General features: G+C 32.7%; 9 protein-coding genes. All 9 read right to left on the reverse strand.

Annotation, left to right across the window (positions count from 1 at the left end):
- Window positions 1-49: 49 nt before the first annotated feature.
- Window positions 50-1,138, reverse strand: coding sequence for an alkene reductase (locus ACP7AQ_RS04075; protein ID WP_426094500.1), 1,089 nt, complete (start codon window positions 1,136-1,138; stop codon window positions 50-52).
- Between the two features lie 660 nt (window positions 1,139-1,798).
- Window positions 1,799-2,188, reverse strand: a complete 390-nt coding sequence (locus ACP7AQ_RS04080) for an aldehyde dehydrogenase family protein (protein WP_426094501.1) — start codon at window positions 2,186-2,188, stop codon at window positions 1,799-1,801.
- Between the two features lie 42 nt (window positions 2,189-2,230).
- Window positions 2,231-2,560 (reverse strand): DUF892 family protein, encoded by a 330-nt coding sequence (locus ACP7AQ_RS04085; RefSeq protein WP_426092320.1) that lies wholly within the window; start codon window positions 2,558-2,560, stop codon window positions 2,231-2,233.
- 131 nt (window positions 2,561-2,691) lie between these two features.
- Entirely contained in the window at window positions 2,692-3,684 is a 993-nt protein-coding gene (locus ACP7AQ_RS04090) for a 2-hydroxyacid dehydrogenase (protein WP_426094502.1), read from the reverse strand.
- Window positions 3,685-4,142: 458 nt separating this feature from the next.
- The gene (locus ACP7AQ_RS04095) at window positions 4,143-4,337 is read right to left on the reverse strand and encodes a hypothetical protein (protein WP_426063093.1); all 195 of its coding nucleotides are present in this window, start codon (window positions 4,335-4,337) and stop codon (window positions 4,143-4,145) included.
- A 331-nt stretch (window positions 4,338-4,668) separates the two neighbouring features.
- A complete protein-coding gene (locus ACP7AQ_RS04100) occupies window positions 4,669-7,125 on the reverse strand; it encodes a response regulator (protein ID WP_426094503.1) in 2,457 nt (818 codons plus the stop codon).
- Window positions 7,126-7,240: 115 nt separating this feature from the next.
- On the reverse strand, window positions 7,241-10,759 hold the full coding sequence (locus ACP7AQ_RS04105) for a response regulator (protein WP_426094504.1): 3,519 nt from the start codon (window positions 10,757-10,759) through the stop codon (window positions 7,241-7,243).
- Window positions 10,760-10,791: 32 nt separating this feature from the next.
- Entirely contained in the window at window positions 10,792-11,364 is a 573-nt protein-coding gene (locus ACP7AQ_RS04110) for a chemotaxis protein CheB (RefSeq protein WP_426063090.1), read from the reverse strand.
- A gap of 2 nt (window positions 11,365-11,366) precedes the next feature.
- Complete coding sequence (locus ACP7AQ_RS04115) at window positions 11,367-12,191, reverse strand: CheR family methyltransferase (protein ID WP_426092325.1); 825 nt, start codon at window positions 12,189-12,191, stop codon at window positions 11,367-11,369.
- Window positions 12,192-12,208: the final 17 nt, after the last annotated feature.

The raw sequence follows: 12,208 nt of genomic DNA on the forward strand, positions 1-12,208 counted from the left end.
TTTGAGAGTTTCTGTAAAACATTATTTAAGAGGTAAAAATTTGTTACAGTCAAATTTTGTAAAACGGATAGTCCGTATATCCTTTTTCATCTGCTGTGTAAAATAAGTCCATATCAAGTTCCTCGGATAAAGGCCAATCATTTTGGAATCTTTCTACTAAATCAGGATTATTAATAAAAGGTCTTCCAAAAGCAACAAGATCTGTAAGTCCGGATTCTAGAGCTAATTCGGCACTTTCCTTTGTATAACCACCGCAAATAATCATGGTATTTTTAAAATTTTGACGAATTAATTTTTTGATTTCCAGAGGAACGTCAGGAGCACCCATAGCGGAATGATCCACAAGATGAATGTAGGCAATATCAAGTTTGTTAAGCTCTTTAGATAAATAATCATAAGTAGCTTCAATTTCAGGATAATGTGGCATATCGCTGGCAACTCCATAAGGCGATAGCCGTATTCCGGTTTTTTCTTTTCCAATCGCTTGAGCAACGGCCGCAGCCACTTCAATTACAAATTTGCAACGGTTTTCTACACTTCCTCCATAATCATCTGTTCGAATATTACTAACCGGAGAAAGAAATTCTTCTAATAAATATCCATTGGCAGCATGTAATTCTACACCATCAAATCCTGCAAATAGCGCATTTTCAGCTGCAGAAATATATTCTGTTTTGGCGTGTAAAATATCTTGACGGGTCATTTCATTAGGTACAACAAAATCTTGTAAACCATTTGCATCTGTCCACATTTGCCCCGCTGCTTTTACCTGAGAAGGGGCCAGTATTAAGGAGTCTTTTGGCATGTTTAAAGGATGGCTAATTCTTCCGGAGTGCATTAATTGAACTATTATTTTTCCTCCGTTTTTATGAATGACAGCAGTAGTTTTTTTCCAGCCCTCTACTTGTTCAGCATTAAAAATACCAGGAATTCTAGCGTATCCTAATCCATTAGGCGACGGTGATGTCCCTTCAGTTATAATAAGGCCTGCACTCGAACGCTGATTGTAATATTTAGCCATCAATTCATTAGGAACATTTCCAATCGCTCTGCATCGTGTCATTGGCGCCATCACAATTCTGTTTTTCAAATCGATGGAACCTAATTTTTTTGGTGTAAATAATTCGTATGTTTTCATTTTTTTTAAGCTTATGTTGTTGACATAAAGATACTTATATTATATTAATTAAAAATATCTTTCAAAATAAAGTTGTAGTCTTTAGAGATGGATCTAAAGCTTTAAAAATCTTTGAGATAAGAATCGTTTTAAAAATTTAAAACTACAGTTAGCTTTAATTCCGTTTGAACATGATTTTTATTATGTTTGGGAACTTTAATTTTATACTTACAAAGGATGAAGTATTCTCTAAATAAACTTTTCGTCTAATGATAATTTTAAACAAAATTTTTTATAACACTAAAAACTAAAATATAAGTTAGGCAACATTTTTTTATCGTTCTAATTAACGGGTATCAAGCTCGTGTACCTATTCGTTGGTCATAGGCGGAAGATTGGAAAACCCCTATGTTCTTGATGCCGTTACGCCAATCTGGCAAATCAGAAAAAATGCTACCTAACAAAATATATTTTTATTCTTTTATCAGCAACTAAATACGATGCTCGTTTTCCAGAAATTAATAGGTTCTTCTAAAGACCATTTGGCGCATTAGCCTCATTAAATAAATCTTCGATTGCAATAGTGCATTGTGCCACCATGGATGCATGTTTTATAAAATCTATATTTCCAACCATAATGTTTAGAGCCGAAAATCTGGCCACTTTATAAAAAGGAAAATTTCATGGCTCAACACCAAAAATAGCTCCTATACGGCTGCAACGTACATAAGCATCACCATATTTTGGTTTTGGATGCTTATCTGCCAAAAATGTCTCCGCGTTAGTTGAATAGGAATCAAAAATATCAGCACTAAATAAAATTTCACCTTCTGTTTGAACAATTAATTTGCCCATTTCTAACGATATAATTTTAGCTAGATGTTCTTTTTTATCACGCATCAAAGCAGCAACTTTATGCAATATTACAGCACGATGCTTATAACTAGTTTGTTTCCATGAATTAAATGTTTTTACAGATTGTGCAATAAACATATCGACAGATTCATCATTCATTTCATCAAATGACCTTATGACTTCATTGGTAAAGGGGTTTACAGTTTGAATAGCCATCTTTTATTTTTAAAAAGGATTGGTAGTAGTGTCTTAAATTTTTTACGGAGTTGTTAAACCGTACATTGCTTCGTATTTTGACATAATATTTATTTCACCTATGGAAGTAAAAAACTCTTCAAGGCGCTTAATATGGTCAATTGTAAATTGTAAGTGTACTTTGAGTGCGTCAGCTAATTCTTCGGTAGCGGCGTTCTTAACTAATATGGGAATTGAGATAATTAACGCTTTTTCAGAAAAGTAAATTTCTTTTAATTCCTCTAAAAAAACATTGCGACAACCCTTACTTGTTTCAAGAATCGTTTCGTCTGAATTTCCTTTCGCTTTGTGCAATATGGTTTTTTTATCCATTTTGGTGATTGTACTTTTCAAGTGTTTTAATTTAGGTTCTACAATAATTTAATAAAGTAAAATTATTGTTTTACACTTTTAAATTCATTACATAATATTCAAAATGAGTTGTAACATTCACACATATCATTATGGAAATTTGCTATACATATCTACTGTTTTACTTCATTTTTTAAGGGTGAACCCTGTTCAAAATCAGTGTAGTTATTCAAGGTAGTAATAGCAATCTGGTCTAGTGCTTCAATGGTAAAAAATCCCTGATGTGGTGTAATTAATACATTGTGAAAAGCCATTAATCGCTCAATTAAATCATCATGAATAATGCTTTCGGATAAATCCTTAAAAAATAAATTCTCTTCTTGTTCATAAACGTCTATCCCTAAATAACCCAATTGTTCTTTTTTTAAAGCTTCAATAGCATCCGATGTTTTAATTAAAGCGCCACGGCTGGTATTTATCAACATAGCGCCTTTTTTAATTTTAGAAAATGCTGTCTTGTCAAAAAGGTATTTTGTGTCAGTGGTAAGAGGGCAGTGCAGCGAGATGATATCAGAATTTTTAATAAGTTCATCCAAAGTTCTGTAAATAACACCTTTTTTTATTAATTTCTCGGATTTAATAACATCGTAAGCAATAACATTGCAACCAAACCCTAACATTATTTGGCAAAAGGCGGCACCAATTTTCCCAGTCCCAATTACGCCAACCGTTTTTTCATGAAGATTGAATCCAGTAAGATTTTCTAATGAAAAATTACTTTCCCGAACTCTATTGTATGCTTTGTGCGTTTTGCGATTTAAAGTTAAAATCAATGCTACAGCATGTTCTGCAACAGCTTGCGGAGAGTAAGCTGGAACCCGCATTACTTTAATGTTATGTTTTGCAGCTGCTTCAAGATCAATGTTGTTAAAGCCTGCGCAACGCAAATCAATAAGTTTTATACCTATTTCTGCTAATTTTGCGATTGCTTTTTTATCGATTGTGTCATTTACGAAGACACAAACGGCTTCAAATCCTATCGCCAAATTGGTAGTTTCACTATTTAATGGCGCATCAAAATAAACTAACTCGTGTTTATGATCCGTATTAAACTTGTCTAAATATTCTCGGTCGTATGGTTTTGTACTAAAGACGGCTATTTTCATGGTTTGATTTTAAGTTTGATATGGAGAATTCATATTATTTATTGTAATTTATTTTTTGTTGACAGCAAATTGTAGCATCAAAATAAGAGAATTTCCTAAATGAGTCAGTTTAGCATAAAAATTAAAATGGCCAATCCACTAAAAACGGTATGCTTGAAAGACTATAAAATATGATTTGAGGAGCAGGGAGAACTTTAACGGATCTGTTTTAAATCACAATTCAGGAAACAGAAAAAGACATTTAAGCCTAAAAAATAAATTCTCTCTGCACATAAAAAGCAGAGAGAATTTGTTTTGTAAAAATGATATTTGAAAGTATTCTGTTTTTCGTAGAAAAACGCATTTCAATCATTTTATTGTAATATTAAAAACTTATGGTCAAAGTAATAATAAATTATTTTTCTCATTAATTGAATTGGTTTTTCATGCAATAACAATCAAATTTTCAGAAAAATAATTTATGATTCGTCTTTTGTTGTACGCACTAAGCTGATTCCGGAAATGAAGAAAAGGATACCGAGTACACCGTAAATGATTAACGATTTAACATCTGTTGTTTCACCTGAAGTACTTGCAAATATAACTGCAGTGTAAATAAGTCCACCTATTCCAAGAGCAGTAAGTAATGCTCCAAAAATTCTTTTTAAATTCATGATTTTGATTTTTAAAATTTATACTTTTTTTAATGTAAGTTTTTAACTAATATGGTTTTAAACAAACACCTTTGAATAATTAATATTTCGTTTTGGGGAGATCATAATTACTTAACAAATGTATTTTGATTGAACAGCAAAAATGTTATACAATTGTTAATAAAAGTTATATCATTCACAGTTTAAAATAAATCGAATAAATCTTTACATCATATATTTATTTGTAAAACATTGACAATGAGGGAAAAATAAATTTAATTTTGTCTTATTAGAGTTATTTTTTTTTAGTTATGTTTTTGGTAGCGGCTTTATCTTTTTATCTTTATCCGTTTTAAATTGTATCAAGTTCTTCACTCAATTCGGTACAGGCTTGGAGGCAAACATCTTCAAGTTGCTGCACTAGTTCATGTATCTCTTTTGATTTGTCTGGTGCTGTCGCTAATTCCTGAATTTTCTTTGACATATTTTCGTAGTTTGAACTGATTCCCATTATTGAAAAGGAAGGTATCAATTTATGTGCGGAAGCGCCTAATAAACACCAATTTTCATTGGCTAAACTTTGCTTCATTGTAGTTACCAGTGCTGGAGTTTGTGCCAAATATAAAATTATCATTTCCTTAAATAGTGCTGGATTTGATTTTGTTCTATGATGTAGGTATTCCAGATTGGTGCATTTTGTCTTTTTACTTGCTACCTCTTTATCGTTAATAATTTTAGTATGCTTTACTGGAATTTTCCCAATTTTTATATGTTTTGGCTTCTTTAATATGTTAACTATCTTATTATAAAGTAGTCTTTCATCAACGGGTTTCGCAATGTAATCATTCATCCCAACGGCTTTGCATTTAGCTAGATCCACGGTAGTTACATCAGCAGTTAACGCAATAATAGGAATAGATAAATTCATCGTTTTACGAATGTATTCTGTCGCTTCAAATCCATTCATAACTGGCATTTGTAAGTCCATTAATATAATTTCGTAATCTTTTTCTTTTATTTTTTCGATAGCTATTTGCCCATTTTCAGCAATGTCTCGTTCAAATCCAAAATCATCTAACAATGTTTTCATCAATAATTGATTTAGCGGAATATCCTCAACTATTAATACTTTTATATTATTTATTTCTGCATCTAATAATTCTTCTTCATTTTCCAATTCTGCATCTGCGTTTGTTTTTTGAAAAGGCAAGGTGAAACTAAATGTTGAACCCTCATGAATAATACTATTTACAAAAATACTTCCTCCTTGAGGTTCTACTAATTGCTGCACAATAGCAAGACCAAGTCCAGTTCCGCCATATAATGTGGAAGTTCCGCTAGTTGCCTGTTGAAAATTTTCAAATATAGTTCCTATTTTTTCTTCAGAAATACCAATTCCGGTGTCCGTTATGGCAAATTTGAGTATTACTTTTTCATCATCTTCATGCAATAAATCGACACTTACCGTAATTTTCCCTTGAAATGTAAATTTAACGGCATTACTTACTAAATTTAAAACAATTTGATGCAAACGAATCGGATCTCCAATCAGAACATCTGGAATTTTATTATCGTATTCCTTAATAAGTTTTAAGTTTTTTTCCTGAATTTTGTTTTCAAATAAATGAAGCATTGCCGTGATTGAAGATTTCATTTTGAATGGCGTTTTCTCAAATGTCATCTTACCGGCATCAACTTTTGCCAAATCGAGTATGTCGTTAATGAGGACAATTAAAGCATCACCACTTATTTTTATTGCGCTTAAATATTCTTTTTGCTTGTCTGTCAATTCCGTTCTCAGTATCACTTTAGTAAATCCGATGATCGCATTCATTGGTGTACGGATTTCGTGACTCATATTCGACAAGAATCGCTGTTTTGCTTTTACGGCACTTTCAGCTGTAATCGCAGCATTTTCCGCGTTAATTTTAGCTTCTTCAGCAATTTTGGTGGCTGATTCCGCTGAAATTTTAGCTTCAAGTAATTCTCTTTCAGCTCTTTTTTGATTGGTCACATCTCGTGCAACAATGGCCGCTCCAAGTACATTTCCTTTATCATCTTTATATACTGCTCCATTGAATAATACATCATTCAATTTGCCATTTTTATGACAAAGGATTAATGGACAATCTGCAATAAATCCTTTTTCAAATACTTTTTGGTATAATTTGCGAGCCTTTTTTGGTTCAGTAAAATAATTAAAAAAATCTGTTCCAATTAATTGCTGTCGAGCGATACCAGTTTCTTTAACCGATGCATTATTCATGTCGGTTATTTTCCCTTTCGGATTGATGGCAAATAATGGATCATGACTTGCTTCAATTAGACTTAAAGAATATTCAGAACGTAATTTTTGGGCTTTAAGGTCGGTATTCAGTTTTTTCAATTGCTGCGCTTGAACTAATAATTCCTGATTTTTTGTGTGCAAATCCACAAAAACAGCTACTTTCGCTTTTAATATTTCAGGCGAAATAGGTTTAATCATATAATCTACAGCACCGGCCTCATATCCTTTAAAAATTTGTAAAGAGTTATCCATGCTGGCCGTTAAAAAAATTATCGGTACATGTTTAAGTTTATCGATTTGTCGAATTAGTTCTACGGTTTCAAATCCATCCATCTTAGGCATTTGCACATCAATTAATATGATGGCAAAGTCTTGTTGGTGAAGTAGAATTTTTAAGGCTTCATTTCCGGAATTTGCTTTGACACACAAATAATTTTCATTAGAAAGTATTACTTCTAAGGCAAACAAATTCTCTGGTAAATCATCGACCAATAAAATTTTAACAGGGCTATTTATTTCCATTTTTAATTGTAAAACAAAAGTTTAAGAGTTGAGTGTTTTCTTTGAATATCAAAATATCAATCAAAAAATGCAACGTATGATGATGGCTGTATATCGCCTTCTTGAAAATGTTTGATTATTTGCTTAACCACACACGCATTAATGATAACAAACGTTCAACATCAATTGGCTTCGTGATGTAATCATTGGCGCCTGCATCAATACATTTCTGTTTGTCGTCTTTCATCGCTTTAGCCGTTAGGGCAATTATCGGTAAGTTTCTGAATTTTATCTGAGATCGTATCTGTTTCATTGCTTCATAACCGTCCATTTCCGGCATCATAATATCCATTAAAACCAAATCAATATCAGGATGAACTTCTAACATTTTTAATGCATTCTTGCCGTCTTCGGATTTTATGACTTCCATTCCTCGTTCTTGTAATATTTTTGATAAAGCAAATACATTTCGCATGTCATCATCAACCAATAATATTTTTTTTGAATGAAATATAGCTTCTTTATCATGCAAATTATTAATCATCATCTGTTTCGATTTGGGTAAATTGCTAATCGTTCGGTGAAGAAAAAGAGCTGTTTCATCCAGCAATCGTTCTTCGGATTTTATCCCTTTTATAATAATGCTCTCCGCATATTTGTGCAACAGATTATTTTCCTCTTTTGTAAGTTCTTTTCCGGTATAAACGATAATAGGAGGTAGGTTATGGCCTTTTAAATCGCCCAGTTTTTGGATAAGTTCAAAGCCAGTCATATCTGGTAATCCTATGTCGAGAATGATGCAGTCAATGTGTTTGTGCTCAAACAATTCTAAAGCCTCTTTTCCTGTTGCTGCCTCATAACATTTTACATCACCACTGCCAATGAGTATTTTTATTGCTTTTCTGGAATTTTCGCTGTCTTCAATAATCAACAGTTTTTTTATCTTTCTATCCACAAAATTTTGAATTCTGTTAAAAGCTTGTTCCAGACTTTCTTTCGCTATTGGTTTCATCAGATATTCTACCGCGCCTTCTCGGATAGGTTCCAGCGAACGGTCATCAGCCGATATGATATGAACCGGAATATGCCTTACCAAAGAATTTGTTTTTAGTTCAGTCAATACTTGTCTGCCTTTGATTCCTGGTAAACCCATATCAAGAATGATGGCTTGAGGTTTGTATTTTGCAGCAAGGGCCAGGCCGTCTTCTCCGGAAGATGCTGACAAGCATTTGAATCCTTTTTTGTTGGCTTGTTTTAAAAGTATTGAAGCAAAATTTTGATCATCTTCAATGATTAGTACTATTTTATCATCACTGTTTATGGTATCTCTGTCGTCTTTTATTGTTGGATAATTGAGGAATCGACTATCAATTTCAGAACGTGGCGCATTCGAAACAGGTTTCAATGGGATTTCGTTTTGAGACTCTTCTGTAGCGTAAATTTCAAATGGGATTATCAGTGAGAAAGTAGAACCTTTGTCTAAATTACTTTTCACTTTTATTTCTCCTTTTAATAATTTTGCAAGTTCCCGTGAAATAGAAAGTCCTAATCCAGTTCCACCATATTTTCTGGAAGTACCGCCTTCGGCTTGCTGAAAAGCTTCAAATATGGCTGCCTGCTTGTCTTCTGATATTCCAATTCCTGTATCACTAACTGAAATGCGCAAAGTATTTTCGGTGTTAGATTCCAGATCAATAAGTACACTTCCTTTTTCGGTGAACTTTATCGCATTGGATAAAAGATTTCTCAAGATCTGATTCAAACGCTGAGAATCAGTGTAAATAAACTCGGGTAAATTATCGGCCTGTTTGCAAAGTATTTCCAGTCCTTTTTGCTCAGCTTGATGCTTAAAATCGCGAATAATATTAGCTGTAAAATTTCTCGGTGCTACTTTTTCAATATTGATAGCCATTTTTCCAGCCTCAATCTTGGAGAGATCCAGCACTTCATTGATTAAGACCAAAAGATCGTGACCACTTTTATAAATTATTTCTGCACTTTCAACCTGAACTTCATCTAGATTTTTTTTTCTGTTTTCGGATAAATCTTTGGATAATATAAGCAAACTATTAAGAGGTGTTCTTAATTCATGCGACATGTTTGCAAGAAATTCTGATTTGTACTTGCTGCTAATTTCCAGTTGTTTTGTTTTTTGTTCAATATCATTTTTAGAGGCTTCAACTTCCTTATTTTTCTCTTCCAATGATTGGGTTTGCTCTTCCAGTTCTTCGTTGGTCATTTGCAATTCCTCTTGCTGTTGTTTTAGATTTTGCGCTTGTTGTTCTAATTCTTCATTCAGTTGTCTTAGTTCTTCCTGCTGAATTTGAAGTTCTTCAGCTTGATTCGAAAGCTCTTTGTTCGCAAAACTTAATTCCACAGCCCTTTTTTCTTTTTCATCATTTTGAAAGGCAAGTTCTTCATTTGCAATAACTAATTCTGCTGCTCTTTTTTCTTTTTCTTCATTTTGATAAGCGAGTTCTCTGTTAGCAACAACTAACTCTGCGGCTCTTATTTCTTTTTCTTCAGCTTGTTGCACAGTATAGACACTTATAGCAATACTGCTCATAGCAACATTTACAAATTCTTTTTCGGTTTCGTTAAATTCTGCAAGCTTGCCTATTTCAATTACACCTATCGTTTTTCCATCGAGCAAAAAAGGGGTAATAAGCAGATGTTTTGGTTTTGCATCCAATACGGATGAAGTGATACGAATTTGATGATCAGTTACATCTGATATTGAAATTTGCTTTTGTTCCCAGGCAGCCTGACCAATTAATCCTTCATTTAATTTAAAATTTTCTTTTGAGTCATTAGTAGATGAAAAAGCAAATTTTCCACTAAGCAGTAGAGTATTTTCGTTTTCATTAAAAAGATAAACGGCGCCAATATTGGCCTTCAGATAGTTACATAGAAAACTTATGGTATTGTTTGCCAACTGTTCTATATTTTGATCTCCCATTAATTTTTCACTAAGTGCTGAGTTACCGGTAAGCAACCAATTTTTACTGGCAGTTTGTGACTCGGAATTTTTAAGTGCTTTTAAATTTGTAGCAACAATGGTATAGACAACAATAAGAATCAATACAATAACCAGCAGTAAAATAGCAAAAACAATATTAAACTTACTGGCATCTACCGCACTATTTTGAGTCCTTTGCGCAAGAAGCGAACGTTCTAATTGCTGTGATTCACTAATTATTTTTCGTATTTCGTCTTGAATTTTTTTGCCTTCGCCAGAAGCAATAAAGGCTCGTGCTTTTTCAAAATTATTTTTACGAAGGTTTATACAGGTATTTAAATTGTCAAATCGCAGTTGAAGCACTTTTGTAAGTTTCTCGATATTAATTTGTTGATTGAAATTGTCTCGTGTTAATTTATTTATTTTTTTAATATTCTCAATTATTTTTGTATTAGCGGTTATATAATGCTTCAAAAAATTATCATCGCCTGTTATAACATAACCTCGAACTCCTGTTTCTGCATCAACAGAAGTAAGTAAAATTTGTTCGAATTCATACAATACCTGATTGGAAATATTTACCAAAGTATTTGAAGCAACAAATTTTTCACTGTTTTTAAAAGAAAACAATGCAACTCCGACAAGGACCATTGCACAAGCAATAAATCCGATAACGATTTTTCTTCCTAAGTTCATTTTCGTACTGTTATTTATAAAATTTAGGCTTTTTATTTTTTTTGTTGATCTAATTGTATTAATAATTTGATTATATCCTCCAATGGTAAAACGTAATCTGCCACAATTGCTGCAATTGCTGACATTGGCATATATTCAGATTCTGCTGTTTTTGGGTCTTGAATAATGGCTAAACCTCCACAGTCTTTTATTCGTTTAATTCCTTTTGTCCCGTCACTATTAGATCCTGTGAGCACAATTCCAATTAATTTATTTGTATACGCTTCGGCTGCTGATTCAAATAACACGTCAATTGAAGGTCTTGCAAAATTTACACGCGCGTCTATAGTAAGAGAAAACGTTTTATCCTTTTCAATCAATAAATGATAATTGGGAGGGGCAATATAAATGTTTCCTTTTTCAATTGCATCTTTTTCATCGACTTCTTTTAGATTGAGTTGACTTTTTTCACTTAAAAGTTTTATCCAATGACTATCAGATTGAGCGCTTAAATGCTGCACTACGATAATCGGAATATTAAAATGCAGTGGCAAAGAGGAAGATAAAATTTTCAACGCACTCATGCCTCCAGAAGAAACTCCTATTACAATTGCTTCATATTGCATATTCAATATTTCTTTTTAAAGATGCGTTGTTTGGTGTCCAATTCAAAATAATGGGTATATAAATCAGAAAATCGTAAACTTTCTTTAGAACCCAAACAGAGTACGCCGCCATTTATAAGACTACTGTAAAAAAGATTTTGGACTTTATTTTGTAAATTTTTATCAAAATAAATCAGCACATTGCGACACAATATTAAGTTCACTTCTGCAAAAACACTATCGGTTACCAAATTATGATTGGCCCAAACAATATTTTTTTTTAAAGAATGATTCATTATGACATTATCATAATTGGAAGTGTAATAACTGGAAAATGATTCTTTTCCTCCGGCCAACTGATAATTAGAAGTATACTCTTTTATCATTTTGTTCGAAAAAATTCCATCTTTCGCACGGTTTAGAGCCATCTGATTAAAATCAGTAGCATAAATGGTTGTTCTGTCATACAAGCCTTCTTCCTGCAAAAGAATAGCCATTGAGTAGGCTTCTTCTCCCGTAGCACAACCTGCATGCCATATTTTTATGAAAGGATATGTCTTTAAAATAGGAATAACATTTTCTCGTAATGACCTGTAGAAAACTGGGTCACGAAACATTTCTGTTACTGTTATTGACAAATCTTGTAAAAGTTCAGAAGCAAATGTTTCATCATTCAAAACCTTAGATTGCATTTCAGAAATATCTTCAAATTTCGATAGTGCCATTCTGTTCATAATCCTGCGCCTGATATGAGCTTGGGAATACTCCCTAAAATCGTAACCGTATTGCTGATCGATTGCTTTTAACAACAATGAAATTTCCAAATCTGACGTTTCTTTATACCGCATTATAAAACAATTTTGGT

Origin of the sequence: Flavobacterium sp. DSR2-3-3 (assembly GCF_049896585.1) — a bacterium.
Lineage (GTDB): Bacteria > Bacteroidota > Bacteroidia > Flavobacteriales > Flavobacteriaceae > Flavobacterium.

What these genes read in the sequence shown, in the direction of transcription:
- ACP7AQ_RS04080 (WP_426094501.1), bottom strand. Translation starts at nt 2,188, where the DNA reads ATGGCTATTCAAACTGTAAACCCCTTTACCAATGAAGTCATAAGGTCA.
- ACP7AQ_RS04115 (WP_426092325.1), bottom strand. Translation starts at nt 12,191, where the DNA reads ATGCGGTATAAAGAAACGTCAGATTTGGAAATTTCATTGTTGTTAAAA.
- ACP7AQ_RS04090 (WP_426094502.1), bottom strand. Translation starts at nt 3,684, where the DNA reads ATGAAAATAGCCGTCTTTAGTACAAAACCATACGACCGAGAATATTTA.
- ACP7AQ_RS04110 (WP_426063090.1), bottom strand. Translation starts at nt 11,364, where the DNA reads ATGCAATATGAAGCAATTGTAATAGGAGTTTCTTCTGGAGGCATGAGT.
- ACP7AQ_RS04105 (WP_426094504.1), bottom strand. Translation starts at nt 10,759, where the DNA reads ATGAACTTAGGAAGAAAAATCGTTATCGGATTTATTGCTTGTGCAATG.
- ACP7AQ_RS04095 (WP_426063093.1), bottom strand. Translation starts at nt 4,337, where the DNA reads ATGAATTTAAAAAGAATTTTTGGAGCATTACTTACTGCTCTTGGAATA.
- ACP7AQ_RS04100 (WP_426094503.1), bottom strand. Translation starts at nt 7,125, where the DNA reads ATGGAAATAAATAGCCCTGTTAAAATTTTATTGGTCGATGATTTACCA.
- ACP7AQ_RS04075 (WP_426094500.1), bottom strand. Translation starts at nt 1,138, where the DNA reads ATGAAAACATACGAATTATTTACACCAAAAAAATTAGGTTCCATCGAT.